Consider the following 16,031-nt stretch of genomic DNA (forward strand, 5'->3'; position numbering starts at 1 on the left):
TGTCCCCTAGTCCAGCAGCATGAGGGCTGTGGGGGCGTGCTCCCAGCTCTCCGCCAGGTCCTCGAACTCCGCGACGTTGTCGAGTTCGGTGCCCATCGCGATGTTGGTGACACGCTCGAGGAAGACCTCGACCACCACCGGCACCTTGTGCTCGCGGGCGAGTTCACGGGCCTTCTCGAGGGCGCCGGCGATCTCGCCCGGCTCGGTGACCCGCAGCGCCTTGCAGCCCAGTCCCTCGGCGACCTTGACGTGGTCGACGCCGTACCCCTTCGGCACCGCGGGCAGCGTCTCGTGCTCGCTGCGCTCCTGGGTGTTGATGTTGTCGAAGCCCAGTTGCACGCAGAAGTCCATGTCGAACGCGCGCTGCGCCTGACGGATCAGGCCCAGGTAGGAGTTGTTCACCACGACATGGATGTAGGGCAGGTTGAACTGCGCACCCACCGCCAGTTCCTCGATCATGAACTGGAAGTCGTAGTCGCCCGACAGCGCCACCACCGGGGTCTCCGATTCCGCGGCAACCACTCCGAGTGCGGCGGGGATCGTCCAGCCGAGCGGTCCGGCCTGCCCGCAGTTGATCCAGTTGCGGTCCTTGTACACGTGCAGGAACTGTCCGCCTGCGATCTGCGAGAGCCCGATCGTGCTGACGTACCGTGTGTCGCGCCCGAAGACGCGGTTCATCTCCTCGTACACGCGCTGCGGTTTGACCGGCACGTCGTCGAAGTGGGTCTTGCGCTGCATGGTCCGCTTCCGGGTGGCGCAGTCCTCCACCCAGGTGCTGCGGTCCGCCAGCGTTCCGGCGGCCTTGCGCTCCTTCGCGACGGCGACGAACAGTTCGAGCGCCGCCTTGGCGTCGGAGACGATCCCGTAGTCGGGCGCGAACACGCGCCCGATCTGGGTGGGCTCGATGTCGACGTGAACGAACTTGCGGCCCTTGCGGTACGTGTCGAGGCCGCCGGTGTGCCGGTTGGCCCAGCGGTTGCCGATGCCGAGGACGAAATCGGACGCCAGCATGGTGGCGTTGCCGTACCGGTGGGCGGTCTGCAGTCCGACCATGCCGGCGGCGAGCCGGTGGTCGTCCGGGATGGTGCCCCAGCCCATCAGCGTCGGGACCACCGGAACGTCCAGCAGTTCGGCCAGTTCGACGAGCAGGTCCGCGGCGTCGGCGTTGACGATGCCGCCGCCCGCGACGATCAGCGGGCGGTCGGCGGCGCCCAGCATGTCGAGGGCCTTCTCCGCCTGCGCGCGGGACGCGGCCGGCTTGTACACGGGCAGCGACTGGTACGTGTCCGGGTCGAACTCGATTTCCGCCAACTGCACGTCGATCGGCAGGTCGATGAGCACCGGGCCCGGCCGACCGGACCGCATCAGGTGAAATGCCTGCGCGAACGCTCCCGGAACCTGCGCCGGCTCGAGCACCGTCATCGCCATCTTCGTGACCGGGCCTGCGATCGAGGCGATGTCGACGGCCTGGAAGTCTTCCTTGTGCAGGCGCGCGACCGGGGCCTGCCCGGTGATCGCGAGGATCGGGATCGAGTCCGCCATCGCCGAGTACAGGCCGGTGATCATGTCGGTGCCGGCAGGCCCGGAGGTGCCGATGCAGACCCCGATGTTCCCGGCCTTGGCGCGGGTGAATCCCTCGGCCATGTGCGAGGCACCCTCGACGTGGCGGGCGAGGACGTGCTTGATCCCGCCGTGATTCCGCATGGCGGAGTAGAACGGGTTGATCGCCGCACCGGGGAGGCCGAACGCCTGAGTGGCGCCTTCGAGTTCCAGAATCTTGACCGCTGCGTCAGCGGCGCGCATACGAGGCATATCACTTCTCCATCGAGGATTACGAGTTGAAACGGGTCACTGGGAGGGGCGGCCGGACAGCCGCTCCACACCGCGCAGCAGTCCCGAATGGTCCAGGCCGCCATCACCGTTCGCACGGGCGGAGGCCATCAGCTGGGCGACGACCGCGCCGAGCGGGGTCACGACACCGGCCTCACGGGCGGCGCTGGTCACGATGCCGAGGTCCTTGTGGTGCAGATCGATGCGGAATCCGGGTTCGAACGACCGGTCCAGCATCTTCTGCGCCTTCTGGTTGAGGACGGCCGATCCGGCCAGTCCGCCGCCGAGCACCTCCACGGCGGCCGCGGTGTCGACGCCGTAGGCCTCGAGGAAGATGATCGCCTCGGCGAGGAGTTGGATGTTGCCGGCGACGATCAACTGGTTCGCGGCCTTCACCGTCTGCCCGGAGCCGTTCGGGCCCACGTGGACGACGGTCTTCCCGACGACGTCGAGGATCGGCTTCGCCGCGGCGAAGTCCTCGTCGGTGCCGCCGACCATGATCGACAGGGCCGCGTTCTTCGCGCCTGCCTCGCCGCCCGAGACCGGGGCGTCGATCAGCCGGAAGCCACGCTCGGACGCCTGCGCGGCGAGTGCGGTGGTCACGTCGGGCCGGATGCTGGAGAAGTCGATGATCAGGGCGCCGGCCGGGGCGTGCGCGAACACACCGTCGTCACCGGCGAGTACGGCCTGGACGTCCGGCGAGTCGGGGACCATCACGGCCACGACGTCGGCGCCGGCGACGGCCTTGGCGATGGAGTCGGCCGCGGTGCCGCCGGCCTCGACGAGTGCCGCGGTGCGCTCGGGCGAGCGGTTGTATCCGACCACCTGGTGGCCGGCCTTGGTGAGATGAACGGCCATGGGGCTGCCCATGATTCCGAGTCCGATGAATGCGATAGTGCTCACGAGTGTCCTCGATTCCGTCGAAGTGGTGGTGGGTGTCAGCGGCCGGCGCGGGTCGCGCGCTGCTCGCGGGGCAGCCAGTCGAACGTGTCCGGCCGCGTCGCCTTGTACTCGAGTCCGACGTAGCCGCGGTAACCGTGCCCGGCGAGCCGCTTCAGGTAGCCGTCGATGTCGAGGGTTCCGGTGCCGGGTTCGCCGCGTCCCGGCGCGTCCGCGATCTGCACGTGCCCGATCCGGTCGGCGTAGGTGTCGATCGCCGCGCCGACGTCGTCGCCGTTGACCTCGAGGTGGTAGAGGTCTGCGAGGAGCCGGAGCGAATCGACACCGTGCTCGGCCTTCACCCGGTCGATCACGGCGATCGCCTCGGCCGCGGTCTTCAGCGGGTACGCCGGTGTGCCGCTGACCGGTTCGACGAGCACGACCGCACCGATGCGATCGGCCGCCTTGCCCGCCTGGGCGAGGTTCTCGGTGGCTGTGGCGTCCTGGATCTTCGGATCCGCGCCGTCGATACGATTACCATACAGGGCGTTGAAAGCTTTGGTGCCCAGCCGTTCCCCGATTCCGACGGTGATGTCGATGTTGTCACGGAACGCCGACACCTGCGCCGGGTCGGACAGCAGTCCGCGATCCCCCGCCGGCATGTTGCCCGCCGCGAAGTTCAGTCCGGTGAGCTGTACTCCGGCGTTATCGATCGCGGCCACGAATGCGTCGACGTCGCCGTCCGTCGGTACGGCGGTGTCGAACGGCCACCAGAATTCGACGGCGTCGAATCCGGCGTCCCGGGCGGCCTGCGGACGCTGCAGGAGCGGCACGTCGGTGAGCAGGATCGAGCAGTTCAGGGTGTAGGCAAAGGTGTCCATCGGCTGTTCTTTCGCTCTCGGGGTGTTCAGGAGACGGTGGTGCTGTCGGGCTCGGGCAGGCCGCGGTAGCGTCGCCAGCCGCCGTGATCGGTGATCTCGGTGAGCTCACCGGCCCTGCTCTCGAGAAGGCCCGGACGCAGCCCCACCGCGAGAACCGAACGGCCGTCCGACAGTTCGATCACGGTGAGCTCGAGCTCCTCGGGCTCCTCGGGGAGGAAGTCGGTGCGGATGTCGCCGATCGGGACGTCGTAGAGTTCGCCCTCGATCGAGGCTCCACCGCTCTCCGCCAGGAGGAGGGCCGGGAATTCGTCGCGCACGGAGAAGAATCGGTAGTTCGGCGCGGTCCGGACCGTACCGAGGAAGGTGTGTGCGGATACGTTGTGATGGAGGTTTCCGCCTCGCATCGCTCCACCGTTGCAGAACAGTTCGGCCATCTTGTCAGCTCCTTCTTCCGTGGGCAGTCGCCGCCGTTTCGGGCGTGTCTGCCAATTCGATCGCGACCTGAAGCAGCGCTTCGCGTAGTCGCTTGGTGTTTGCGTCGAGTCCTTCGCGCACCAGGTCCTGGGTGACCGGCCACGGAGTGTCGCTGATGACGTCGTGATCGGTGACCAGGGCGATGCAGGTGTAGGACATGCCGAGTTCCCGCGCCAGCGCAGCTTCGGGATACGGGGTCATGCTGATCAGGTCCCAGCCCTGGGCCGCGTACCAGCGGGATTCGGCGCGGGTCGAGAACCGCGGTCCTCGGATCGCGACCATCACGCCACCGTCGTTGACCACCCAGCCGCTTCTGCGGAGCGTCGAGACCACCGCCCGGCGGCCGTGGGCGCAGAACGGGTCCGCGAACGAGATGTGGACGTCGTCGTCGTGGAACGTGTCGTCGGTGCGGCCCGTGCGGTCGACCAGCTGGTCGGGCACGACGACCGAGCCGACACCGATCGCCGGTCGCAGCGAGCCGGACGGGGTGGGAGCGAGAATCGTCCGCACGCCCAGGCTGTGCAGCGCCCAGATGTTCGCGCGGGCGTTGATCCGGTGGGGGGGGATGTTGCGGTGCCGCCCGGTGCGGGTCAGGTAGGCGAGCCGGCGGCCCCCGGACGACCCGAGGACGATGCTGTCCGACGTCGGCCCGTACGGGGTGTCGATGTCGACCTGCTCGGCGTCGTCGAGGAGTCCGTGGTAACCCCAGGTGCCGAGCAACCCCACGGTGGGCTGGGTGTCAGGCATGGTGGTTCACCGTTCCTTCCGCGGCCTTGTTCGCGGCCAGCAGTTCGGGCCTCTCGACTGCCGGGATCACCGGCGGGTTGTCGTGATGTTCGTGCCCGGGGTGGGGGTGGACGGTGACGTCGTCCGGGTCGTCGGGTGTCACCTTTCCGTCGAGAACCGCGCGCATCTTCTCCTTGTCCAGCAGTCCTTCCCAGTTCGCGACCACGAACGTGGCCATGCAGTTGCCGAGCAGGTTCGTGAAGACCCGCATGGAATCCATGAGCCGGTCGGCGCCGAGCAGCAGCGCGACGGCGGCGACCGGGAATGCACCGATCGCGGCGGCGGTGGCGGACAGCGCGACGAAGGCCGATCCCGGCACGCCCGCCATCCCCTTGGAACTGAGGATCAGAATGCCCATGATCGCGATCTGCTCGCCGAAGCTGAGATCGACGCCGACGGCCTGCGCGAGGAACATCATCGCCAGTGACAGGTAGATCGCGGCACCGTCGAGGTTGAACGAGTAGCCGGTGGGGATCACCAGGCCGACGACGGCGCGGTCGCAGCCCGCGTTGTCCAGCTTCTTGATGATGCGGGGCATGACGGCCTCGGAGGATCCGGTGCCCAGGGCGAGCATGAACTCCTCGCGGCAGTACTTGATGAACTTCCACGCGTTCACGCCGGTGATCAGCTTGACGACGATCGACAGCACGACGATGAAGACGAGTGCCGCTCCGTAGCACGCCAGGATGAGCATGCCGAAGGATTTGAGGGAGCCGGCGCCGTAATTGCCGACGGTGAAGGCCATTGCACCGAACGCGCCGATGGGCGCCAGGTACATGATGTAGCCGACGATGCGGAAGATGACGTGCAGCGCCTGGTCGATCACGTCCATCAGGACCGGCGGAGCCGACTCGCTGAACGACGCCAGCGCGACACCGAACAGGATCGAGAACAGCAGGACCTGCAGCAGGTTGTTCTGCGCGAACGCATCGAACACGCTGGTCGGGATGATGTGCATGACGAACTCGACACCGCCGGGCAGGTGCCCGCCCTGCGTCTTCTCGTCCAGCGCGCTGGTGTCCAGCGTTGCCGGGTCGATGTTCAGCCCGCTACCTGGATGAACGAGGTTTCCGACGAGCAGGCCGAGGCCGAGCGCGAAGGTCGTGGCGGCCGTGAACCAGAGCAGGGCCTTGCCGCCGATCTTGCCGAGCGCCTTCATGCTGCCGACCTTCGCGATGCCGGTGACGATCACCAGGAAGATCAGTGGGGCGACCACCATTTTGATGAGCTTGATGAAGCCCTCGCCCAGCGGCGCCAGGTGGTGCGAAAACTCGGGGAACAGGATGCCGGTGGCGATGCCCAGGGCGATTCCGATCAGGACCTGGACGAACAGCGATCTGTACCAACGCTGCTTCTTGGGTTTTGCAGCGATTTCGACTTCAGACACGGGGCCCTCCCTCGGGGCTTGGTGTTTTCCATATTATGGAAGTTGTATTTCGTATCTCGATATAGTGAACGCCGTCACACAGTGTTTTGTCAACCGATGCAGGGAAGGAATCGTCGCGATCCGCCGCAAGCGCGCTATCGTCATACGGAGCGCCCTTTCCGCCTGACGGAAAGAATGGGGGCTCCTGGGGGAGGAACCCCGAGGTAGTCAGAGGATGGAGCCAGACATGACGAACGGTCAGAGCGCGGCCGGCGGCGTGCAGTCGGTCGAGCGCGCATTCGACATACTCGAGATCATGGCCAGCGCCGGCGGATCCATCGGCGTCAGCGAACTCGCCGAACTGGCCGGACTCCCCCTCCCGACGATCCACCGGCTCATCCGCACACTGATGAACCGCGGATACGTCCGGCAGCTCCCCACCCGCCGGTACGCGCTCGGCCCCAAGCTCATTCGACTCGGCGAGAGCGCCACGCAACTGATCGGCGCGTGGTCGCGGCCGCACCTGTCCGAACTGGTGCGCGGCACCGGCGAGACCGCGAACATGGCCGTCCTCGACGGCACCATGGCCGTCTACGTCGCACAGGTGCCGTCCGAACACGCGATGCGCATGTTCACCGAAGTCGGCCGCCGCGTCTACCCGCACTGCACCGGTGTCGGCAAGGCCATCCTCATGCAACTGTCGAACGACGCCGTGCGCTCACTGGTCGGCCGGACCGGGATGACCACGTACACCGAGAACTCCCTGACGGACCCCGACCTGCTCATCGCCGATCTCGAACTGAGCAGGAACCGCGGATTCGCCATCGACGAAGGCGAACAGGAGATCGGCGTCCGCTGCTTCTCGGTGCCGGTGCCGAACGCTCCGACGCCCACCGCCATCTCCGTCTCCGGACCCGCGGCCCGCGTCACCCTCGAGTCGGCCGACCACATCGTTCCGCTGCTCAAGCGCGTCGCGAAGGAACTCGGTACCGAGTTCGACAAGAACGCCGCACTGTAGAACCAGACCGCCCATCAATAAAGGTTGACGAGCCCCGACTCATCAACTTAAGTTGATAGCCGTGAGTGACGATCCGAGCCCGGCCACCGCGTTCGCTGCCGTCGTCGCGCTGCGGCGACAGGCCGATCAGCTCGAGCGTGACGCCGTCGCCCACGCCCTGTCCGCCGGCTGGACCTGGGCGGACATCGGTCAGGCGCTCGGCGTCTCGGGTCAGGCAGCGCACAAACGCCTCGGTCCCGGACGATCCGCCGACAAGAAGACGAGGGGACCACGATGAAATTCACCCGGGCTTGGCGCGACATGCGCACGATGAAGACCCTGTTCTCCGAAACGGAGGCCGAGGCCGACCGGCTCGGCGACCGCGAGCCCGGCCTCGAGCACCTGCTCCTCGCGTCGTTCGCGCTCCCCGACGGAACGACGGTCCGAGTGTTCGACCGGCTCGGTTCGAACCGGGACGCGCTGCGCGAGGCGATCATTCACGTGCACGGCGAGGCCCTCGCGGCGGCAGGTATGACCGACGCGGGCGTTGCCACCAGTGCGCTGAGCCGTCCCCGCACCGGCCCGCTGCGGCTGACCGAACCGGCCCAGGGAGCGTTCCGCAACGCGGCGGCTCTCGCGAAATCGGGACGCAGGCCGATCGTCGGCGCCGACATCGTCGCGGCCGTTGCCACCGTGACGCACGGCACCGCGGCGCGGGCCCTCGAATCGCTGGGGCTCGTCCGGTCCGACGTCGTCGACGCCGCACGGGCGGAGCCGGCACGGTGAGCGGACGGCCCAGGATCGGTGTTCGCGGCCTACGCGGATAGGCTCGACACGTGGTACTTCCCCGCGCGACTTCGGTGTCACCGGCAGATGTTCTCGGTTCCATGCGGGACGTCATCGACGGTCCCCTGCCCGACATCGCCGTCCGCTTCTCCAAGTTCCTCGCCGACATCTGGCCGCACACCGCGCTGGTGATCTTCACCCGGGAATGCACGGGGCGGCCCCGGAAGGTCAGCGGCGACCCCGCGGTGGTCGAACGCGTCACCATCGCAGAACTGGACTCGTTGCGCACCCGGATGTCGGAAGGCACGCCGTTCGACGACCAGACCCTGGTGGCCGGCTCGAAGCGCAGGGTCTGGGCACTGCTCGACGCGACCGGGACCCTTCTCCTCGTCGTGCCGAAGTCGCGGCAACATATCCGTGAGGTCCCGCTGGTGGCGGGCGCCTTCGGTGTCGTCGCAGTGTCGATCCGGCATCAGGTCGCGCAGGCGAGCCCGGCGTACCTGGCGGAGTCGCGGGCCGCGTCGAGCGAGCGGGCCAGGACCATCGTGGAGCTGACGGACCTGCACGCCGCGACGCTCGAGTCCATCCTGTCGACGCTGCGGTCCAAGGACCTCGACGACCGGCGGTCGCGGATCACGGCGAGTGAGACGGCATCGACGGCGCTGATCACCCTGCGGTCCGCGGGCGAGTCCGACCGCATCCTGGCGGAGGAAGCGGTCACCACGGCGTTCGCCCGGTTGCAGGGCGAACTGCGGCCACTGCTCCAGCACCGGCCCGTGCGGGTCGACTACGTGGATCCACCGGTGGACGGTCGCGCGCTGCCCGGTGAGGTGGCGAGCGCCGCGCGGGCCGTCGTGCGCAGCGCCGTCCTGGCGTTCGCGACCCAGTCCACCCTGGAGCGCATCCGCATCGCCTGGGACTGCGACGGCTCCAACCTCCTCGTCGAGGTCCGCGACGACGGCGACGGCGGACTCGACACCGACGCCCTGGTGCGGCAGCTCTCCGGCCGGGTGCACACGCTCGGCGGCCGGATCGACGTCGAGTCGGTCGACGGGTGGGGGTCCCGGGTGGCGGTGGCGATTCCCCTCGACCTGCCCGCGGCCCGACCGGACGAACAGCAGTTCGGCGACCTCAACCCCCGCGAACTCGAGGTGCTGGGCCACCTCGCCACGGGCAAGAGGAACAAGGCGATCGCCGACAGCCTCGGCATCAGCGAGAGCACGGTCAAGTTCCACGTCGCGGGAGTCCTGAAGAAACTCGGTGTGGCGTCCCGCGGCGAGGCCGGCGCGATCGCCCTCGAGGCCGGCATCCGCGCCGACACGACCGGCAGGCCCTGACCCCAGGTGAGCGGCAAAGCGTGCGGGAGCACGCTTTGCCGCTCACGTGATGCGGTCGGGGTGGGTGTAGAGGTTCATGGTGGTGCCGCGGAGGAATCCGATGAGGGTCAGTCCGGTGTCGTGGGCGAGGTCGATCGCCAGCGATGACGGGGCGGACACGGCGGCGAGGATCGGGATGCCGGCCATCACCGCTTTCTGCGCCAACTCGAACGACGCCCGGCCGCTGACGAGCAGGACGGTGCCGCGCAGCGGGACCCGGTCCTGCTCGGTGGCCCACCCGATCAGCTTGTCGACCGCGTTGTGCCTGCCGACGTCCTCCTTGATGGTGAGCAGTTCCCCGGTGCGGGTGAACAACCCCGCCGCATGCAGACCCCCGGTGGTGTCGAACACTTTCTGCGCCGCCCGCAACCGGTCCGGCAACTCCGCGATCGTCGCGGCCGGCACCCGCACCGTGTCCGTCGCCGGGGAATACTTGGTGCGCTGCCGGATCGCGTCGAGCGACGCCTTCCCGCACACCCCGCACGAGGACGTGGTGTAGAAGTTGCGTTCGATCCCCATGTCGGGCAGGAACACCCCGGGCGCCAGATCCACGTCCAGCACGTTGTAGGTGTTGACGCCGTGCTCGTCGACGCTGTTGCAATACCGGATCGACGCAATATCGGCGCGCCCGGCGATGATGCCCTCGGTCAGCAGAAACCCCTGCGCCAGTTCCACATCCGAACCGGGGGTCCGCATCGTCACCGCCAGCGGTGTGCCGTTCACCCGGATCTCCAGGGGCTCCTCCACCACCACCGTGTCCGGGCGGGTCGACTGCCTGGTGTCGGTGATCCGGGTGACCGGGGTCCGGGTCGTCACCCGCCCCACCGGTCAGCCCCGCTTCTCGAGGCGGATCAGGACCGCCTTCGACACCGGCGTGTTCGACTTCTTCGCGACGTGATCGAGCGGGATCAGCGGATTCGTCTCCGGATAATAGGCCGCCACATTCCCGACCGGCGTCGGGTACGGCACCAGGCGGAAGTCTTCCGCGCGGCGTTCCTCCACGCTGCCGTCCGGAGTGGTCCATTCCGAAATCAGGTCCACCCGATCCCCCGCCGCGTACCCGAACGACTCCAGGTCCTCGGCGGCGATGAACAGCACCCGCCGTCCGCCCTTCACGCCGCGGTAGCGGTCGTCGAGACCGTAGATGGTGGTGTTGTACTGATCATGCGACCGCATGGTCTGCAGAATCAGCTTCCCCGCCGGCACCGGCACCCACGACAACTCGTTGACGACGAAATTCGCCTTCCCCGAGCCGGTGACGAACCGGCGTTCGTCCCGCGGCGGGTGCGGCAGGCCGAACCCGTCCGGCGCCCGGACCTTGGTGTTGAAGTCCTCGAACCCGGGGATCACCCGGGCAATGCTGTCGCGGATCAGGTCGTAATCGGCGGTGAACTCCGCCCACGGCACCGAATGGCCGGGCCCGAACAACGCCTGCGCGATCCCACACACGATCGCGACCTCACTGCGCAACTGATCACTGGCCGGCGGCAGACTCCCCCGCGACAGGTGCACCATCGACATCGAATCCTCGACACTGACCTGCTGTTTGCGACCGGCCTGGACGTCCTTGTCGGTGCGCCCCAGCGAGGGCAGGATCAGCGCGGTCTGCCCGGTCACCAGGTGGGAGCGGTTCAGTTTCGTCGACACCTGGACCGTCAGCGCACAGTTCCGCAGCGCCGCCTCGGTGGTGTCGGTGTCCGGGGTCGCGGAGACGAAGTTGCCGCCCATCCCGACGAACACCGACGCCTTCCCGTCCCGCATCGCCCGGATCGAATCGACGGCATCGAATCCGTGCCTGCGCGGTGAGCGGATCCCGAACTCGGCATCCAGAGCGGTCAGGAACGATTCGGGCATCTTCTCCCAGATGCCCATCGTCCGGTCACCCTGGACGTTGGAGTGTCCGCGCACCGGGCACACCCCGGCACCCGGTTTGCCGATCATCCCCCGCATCAACAACAGGGCGACGGCGTCCTGGATGGTGGCGACCCCGTGGGTCTGCTGGGTCAGCCCCATCGCCCAGCAGATGATCGTCTTGTCCGAGGCAATCAACGCCCGCGCGGTGTCTTCGATCCGGGCCCGCGTCAGCCCCGTCGCCTCCACGACGGTGTCCAGGTCCACGGTGTCGCGGATGTGGGCGGCGTACTCGTCCCACCCCGCGCAGTGTTCCCGAAGGAAGTCATGGTCCAGCACGGTGCCCGGCGCGGCGTCCTCGGCGTCGAGGAGCAGTTTCGCCAACCCTTGGAACAACGCCTGATCGCCGCCGATCCGGATCTGCAGGAACTCGTCCGCGATCTGCACACCGTCGCCGACCACCCCGTGCACCTTCTGCGGGTCCTTGAACCGCAGCAACCCGGCCTCCGGCAGCGGGTTGATCGCGATGACCTTCGCCCCGTTGCCTTTGGCCTTCTCCAGGGTCGACAGCATGCGGGGGTGGTTGGTGCCCGGGTTCTGGCCGGCGATCAGGATCAGGTCCGCGTTCTCGATGTCGGGAACCGACACCGACCCCTTCCCGATGCCGATCGTCTCCGTCAACGCACTACCGGAGGATTCGTGGCACATGTTCGAGCAGTCCGGCAGGTTGTTGGTCCCGAACGCCCGGATCATCAGCTGATACACGAACGCCGCCTCATTACTGGTGCGGCCGGAGGTGTAGAACACCGCCTCATCCGGCGACCCCAAAGCCCTCAGTTCGCCGGCGATCAACCCGAACGCCGCGTCCCACCCGATCGGCTCGTAATGCGTGGCCCCGGGCAGCAGCACCATCGGATGCGTCAACCGGCCCTGCTGGCCCAGCCAGAACTCGGTGCGCCCCAGCAACTCGGCCACCGAATGCTCCGCGAAGAACTCCGGCGTCACGGTGCGGGTGGTGGCCTCCTCCGCGACCGCCTTCGCCCCGTTCTCACAGAACTCCGCGTGCTTGCGGTGGCCCGGGGTTTCCGGCCACGCACAGCCCGGGCAGTCGAACCCCTGCCGCTGATTCAACCGGAAGAACGTGCGGGCAGTGCGCACCGCACCCATCTGCTCCATACCACGCTTGAGCGACACCAACACCGCAGGAACACCTGCCGCATAGGACTTCTCGTGCGTGACGACGACGTCTTCTTCGTCGAAGGTGTACCTGTCGGTGGTGTCGGTCATGGAGTCAGTTTCCTCGTGCAATCCATTCGGCGAGGTGCGGGGCCTCGGTGCCGATCGTGGTTCCGTCACCGTGACCGGTGTGGACGAGCGTTTCCTCGGGAAGGGCGAACAGCCGGTCGCGGATCGACCCGATGATGGTCGGGAAATCCGAGTACGAGCGGCCGGTGGCGCCGGGGCCACCCGAGAAGAGGGTATCTCCGGAGAACAGTGCCCCGGCCTCGGGGAGGTAGAGGCACACCGAGCCCGGCGAGTGACCCGGGGTGGAGATCACCTGGATCTCGGTGCCGGCGATCGCGATCCGCTGCCCGTCCTCGAGGTTCCAGTACTTGTCGTCCGGGTGACTCATCTTCCACAGCACGTCGTCCCCGGGGTGCAGCAGCACCGGCGCGTGCAACCGTTCGGCGAGTTCCGGGGCGACGGTGACGTGATCGTTGTGGCCGTGCGTGCAGATCACCGCGTTCACGTGCCGGCCGCCGACCGCGTCGATGATCGGCTGCGCAGCATGGGCGGCGTCGACGATCACCACGTCGGTGTCGTCACCGATCAGCCAGATGTTGTTGTCGACGTTCCATTCGCCGCCGTCGAGGGCGAAGGTGCCCTCGGTGACGACCCGCTCGATCCGCAACTGCCCGCTCACAGCACGACCACCGAGCGCAGCACCTCACCGGCATGCATCCGATGGAACGCGTCCTCGACCTCGTCGATCTTGATGCGCTCGGTGACGAACTTCTCCAGCGGCAACCGGCCCTGCCGGTACAGGTCGACGAGCATCGGGAAGTCACGCTCGGGCAGGCAGTCGCCGTACCACGACGACTTCAACGACCCACCGCGGGAGAAGAAGTCGATGAGCGGCATCTCCAGCTTCATGTCGGGGGTCGGGACACCCACCAGCACCACGGTGCCGGCCAGGTCGCGGGCATAGAACGCCTGCTTCCACGTCTCCGGGCGGCCGACCGCGTCGATCACGACGTCGGCACCGAAACCGCCGGTCAGCTCCTGCACCGCCTCGACCGCGTCGACGTTCCCGCCGTTGACCGTGTGCGTCGCCCCCAGGTCCTTCGCCCACTCGAGTTTCTTGTCGTCCCGGTCGATCGCGATGATCTTGTTCGCCCCGGCCAGCCGGGCACCCATGATCGCCGCATCTCCGACACCACCGCAGCCGATGACGGCCACCGAGTCACCGCGACCGACGTTGCCGGTGTTCACGGCGGCACCGAGACCGGCCATCACCCCGCAGCCCAGCAACCCGACCACCGCAGGGTCGGCGGACGGATCCACCTTCGTGCACTGCCCCGCATGGACCAAGGTCTTGTCGGCGAACGCCCCGATCCCCAGCGCCGGGGTCAACTCGGTGCCGTCCTCGAGCGTCATCTTCTGCGCCGCATTGTGGGTGTCGAAACAGTACTGCGGACGACCCCGCTTACAGGCGCGGCACTGCCCGCACACGGCGCGCCAGTTGAGGACGACGAAGTCGCCGACGGCAACGGAGGTGACGCCCTCGCCGACACTCTCCACGATCCCGGACGCCTCGTGGCCGAGCAGGAACGGGAACTCGTCGTTGATCCCGCCGTCGCGGTAGGTCAGGTCGGTGTGGCACACCCCGCAGGCCGCGATGTCGACGACCACTTCGCCCGGACCGGGATCCGGAATGGTGATGGTCGCGATCTCCACGGGGGCACCCTTGGATGGGGCGATGACGCCTCGTACCTGCTGCGGCATGGGATTCATTCCTTCGGTCGATCAGTCGGAGCGGGATCGATGCATGGCTATATATGCACCTCTCCCGAGACCCTACGTTTCGGATGGGCCCCGGGGGACTGATCGAAGTGAGAGGCCGACCTAGCCGGATTGCGAGCGACTCACGGTTGCCCCACGATCCCGCTCCCTGCCGGAATCTCACGGTTGACACGGTGCGGTATATACAGGACTATACATCTCGAAGAGTGAGGCACACCACACCGATCACGGAGTTCCGATGACCCGGAAAGATCCCCGCCCGACCGAGGAACCGCACCCGCTTCCGGTGCTGCTCGACGGCTCCCAGCTCACGGTCGATCAGCTGACGACTCTGGCCAAGGAGCCCGTCGCGGTCGCGCCCGACCCCGCCGCGCTCGACCACGCACGCCGTTCCTGGGAGACCGCGGTGCGGATCGCCGCGCGACAGCCCATCTACGGCCGAACCACCGGCGTCGGGGGAAACCGCGACACCTCCGTCTCCGACGGCATCGAACAGGATCTCCGCCTGCTCCGCAGTCACGCGACGGGTTCGGGTCCCTCGCTGCCCGACCACGTCGTGCGCGCCGCCATGATCATCCGCGTCAACCAGATCCTCAACGGCGGATCCGGTCTGCACCCCGACATCGTGACGGCGCTGATCGATGCCGTCGCCGCGGACGAACTGCCCGCCGTGCACGCTCGCGGGGCGATCGGCACCGGCGACCTCAGCGCGTTCTCGGAGATCGCGCTCGGGCTGATGGGCGACACACCGCTCCGGGACGGCCGGATCGCGCCCCGGTGGACGCCGCACCAGGGTGATGCACTCCCCCTGATCTCGACGAACGCGATGACCGTCGCGCTCGCCGCAACGGCCACCGACAGCGTGGCGAACTGGCTCGAGCACGCACTGATCGTGGGCGTGCTGTCACTGCTGGCGACGCGCAGTTCCGTCGAACCGTTCGCGGCACGAGTGCAGGCGGCCCGCAGGCACCTCGGCCAGGAGGAAGTGGCCGGCCGGGTCCGGGAACTTCTCGTAGGCCAGCACGTACGGGCTGCCCGCGTGCAGGACTCGTACGGGTTCCGCGCCCTCCCCCAGATCCTCGGTGCCACGTGGCAGGCGCTGCAACGGCTGCGGGGAACCCTCGCGATCGAGATGAACTCGTCGTCCGAGAACCCCCTCATCTCCGTCGAGGACGACGCCGTGTTCCACAACGGGAACTTCCACGGGATGCCCATTGCCCTCGCCGTGGACGAGGCGAAACTCGCGCTGTCGAGCGCGGCGTTGCTATCGCAGTGCCGGCTGGCCAACCTGTCGGATCCGGCGGTCACCGGCCTGCGGCCGTTCCTGGCCGACGGTCCGGCAGGCAGCAGCGGCACCATGCTGCTGGAGTACACGACGTCCGCGGCGATCGCGGAGATCCGGATGGCCGCCGCGCCGGGTTCTCTCGGGCACACGGTCATCTCCCGCGGCACGGAGGACCACGCGAGTTTCGCTTCCCAGGCCGCTACCCAGCTCACCGACATCCTCGCGCAGTCCCGCATCGTCCTTGCATGCGAACTGATCTCGGCTGCGCGTGCCCTCGGACAGCAGCACCGCGATCTCGACACCGGCACCGAACTCGGCGCGTACCTGCACCGCGCGCGCACCTGCCTGGACCCCCGGACGACCGACCGTCCCCTGAGCGACGACCTGAAAGCAGCGGTGAAGTTTCTGGAACAGATGCCGAATCCGGAGAAAGACACAGCTCGGTAGAGCAGTCCCGAACGACACCGAACTTCCGGGCACCTCACTGCCCGGATCA

Annotated in this window: 15 protein-coding genes; 5 read left to right on the forward strand and 10 right to left on the reverse strand. The window is 67.8% G+C overall.

From position 1 onward, the window contains the following. Positions 1-6: 6 nt before the first annotated feature. Genes gcl through dctA form a run of 6 tightly spaced genes read right to left on the reverse strand, consistent with a single transcriptional unit; the run spans position 7 to position 6,237 of the window. On the reverse strand, positions 7-1,812 hold the full coding sequence (gene gcl, locus ROP_RS11435) for a glyoxylate carboligase (protein ID WP_012689502.1): 1,806 nt from the start codon (positions 1,810-1,812) through the stop codon (positions 7-9). Positions 1,813-1,848: 36 nt separating this feature from the next. Next, positions 1,849-2,733, reverse strand: a complete 885-nt coding sequence (locus tag ROP_RS11440; RefSeq protein WP_012689503.1) for a 2-hydroxy-3-oxopropionate reductase — start codon at positions 2,731-2,733, stop codon at positions 1,849-1,851. A 35-nt stretch (positions 2,734-2,768) separates the two neighbouring features. Further along, positions 2,769-3,590 carry a hydroxypyruvate isomerase family protein gene (locus ROP_RS11445; RefSeq protein ID WP_012689504.1) on the reverse strand — a complete coding sequence of 274 codons (822 nt, stop codon included), beginning with the start codon at positions 3,588-3,590 and terminating at the stop codon, positions 2,769-2,771. A 26-nt stretch (positions 3,591-3,616) separates the two neighbouring features. Next, positions 3,617-4,024 (reverse strand): allophanate hydrolase-related protein, encoded by a 408-nt coding sequence (locus ROP_RS11450; RefSeq protein WP_012689505.1) that lies wholly within the window; start codon positions 4,022-4,024, stop codon positions 3,617-3,619. 4 nt (positions 4,025-4,028) lie between these two features. Further along, entirely contained in the window at positions 4,029-4,811 is a 783-nt protein-coding gene (locus ROP_RS11455) for an MTAP family purine nucleoside phosphorylase (protein WP_012689506.1), read from the reverse strand. Beyond that, a complete protein-coding gene (gene dctA, locus ROP_RS11460; protein ID WP_012689507.1) occupies positions 4,804-6,237 on the reverse strand; it encodes a C4-dicarboxylate transporter DctA in 1,434 nt (477 codons plus the stop codon). Before dctA ends, ROP_RS11455 begins: the two co-directional genes overlap by 8 nt. A gap of 226 nt (positions 6,238-6,463) precedes the next feature. On the opposite strand from dctA, the gene ROP_RS11465 reads away from it, so the two are divergent. The 4 genes from ROP_RS11465 to ROP_RS11480 all read left to right on the forward strand — a co-directional run bounded on the left by ROP_RS11465 (position 6,464) and on the right by ROP_RS11480 (position 9,336). After that, positions 6,464-7,234, forward strand: coding sequence for an IclR family transcriptional regulator (locus ROP_RS11465; protein WP_043824603.1), 771 nt, complete (start codon positions 6,464-6,466; stop codon positions 7,232-7,234). A 61-nt stretch (positions 7,235-7,295) separates the two neighbouring features. Further along, positions 7,296-7,511 (forward strand): hypothetical protein, encoded by a 216-nt coding sequence (locus tag ROP_RS11470; protein ID WP_043824605.1) that lies wholly within the window; start codon positions 7,296-7,298, stop codon positions 7,509-7,511. Continuing rightward, entirely contained in the window at positions 7,508-7,999 is a 492-nt protein-coding gene (locus tag ROP_RS11475) for a Clp protease N-terminal domain-containing protein (RefSeq protein ID WP_012689510.1), read from the forward strand. Before ROP_RS11470 ends, ROP_RS11475 begins: the two co-directional genes overlap by 4 nt. Before the next feature lie 101 nt (positions 8,000-8,100). After that, complete coding sequence (locus ROP_RS11480) at positions 8,101-9,336, forward strand: helix-turn-helix transcriptional regulator (protein WP_012689511.1); 1,236 nt, start codon at positions 8,101-8,103, stop codon at positions 9,334-9,336. Positions 9,337-9,378: 42 nt separating this feature from the next. On the opposite strand, the gene fdhD is transcribed toward ROP_RS11480, so the two are convergent. From fdhD to ROP_RS11500, 4 genes are read right to left on the reverse strand one after another with little or no spacing between them, the layout of a single operon-like run. Beyond that, a complete protein-coding gene (gene fdhD / locus ROP_RS11485; protein WP_012689512.1) occupies positions 9,379-10,200 on the reverse strand; it encodes a formate dehydrogenase accessory sulfurtransferase FdhD in 822 nt (273 codons plus the stop codon). A 3-nt stretch (positions 10,201-10,203) separates the two neighbouring features. Then, positions 10,204-12,513, reverse strand: coding sequence for an FdhF/YdeP family oxidoreductase (locus tag ROP_RS11490; RefSeq protein WP_012689513.1), 2,310 nt, complete (start codon positions 12,511-12,513; stop codon positions 10,204-10,206). A gap of 4 nt (positions 12,514-12,517) precedes the next feature. Beyond that, a complete protein-coding gene (locus ROP_RS11495; protein WP_012689514.1) occupies positions 12,518-13,150 on the reverse strand; it encodes an MBL fold metallo-hydrolase in 633 nt (210 codons plus the stop codon). Then, positions 13,147-14,232, reverse strand: a complete 1,086-nt coding sequence (locus tag ROP_RS11500; RefSeq protein WP_012689515.1) for an S-(hydroxymethyl)mycothiol dehydrogenase — start codon at positions 14,230-14,232, stop codon at positions 13,147-13,149. The genes ROP_RS11495 and ROP_RS11500 overlap by 4 nt, the downstream gene beginning before the upstream one ends. Positions 14,233-14,488: 256 nt before the next feature. On the opposite strand from ROP_RS11500, the gene ROP_RS11505 reads away from it, so the two are divergent. Further along, complete coding sequence (locus ROP_RS11505; RefSeq protein WP_012689516.1) at positions 14,489-15,982, forward strand: aromatic amino acid ammonia-lyase; 1,494 nt, start codon at positions 14,489-14,491, stop codon at positions 15,980-15,982. Positions 15,983-16,031 lie beyond the last annotated feature (49 nt).

Source organism: Rhodococcus opacus B4, from assembly GCF_000010805.1.
Lineage (GTDB): Bacteria > Actinomycetota > Actinomycetes > Mycobacteriales > Mycobacteriaceae > Rhodococcus_F > Rhodococcus_F opacus_C.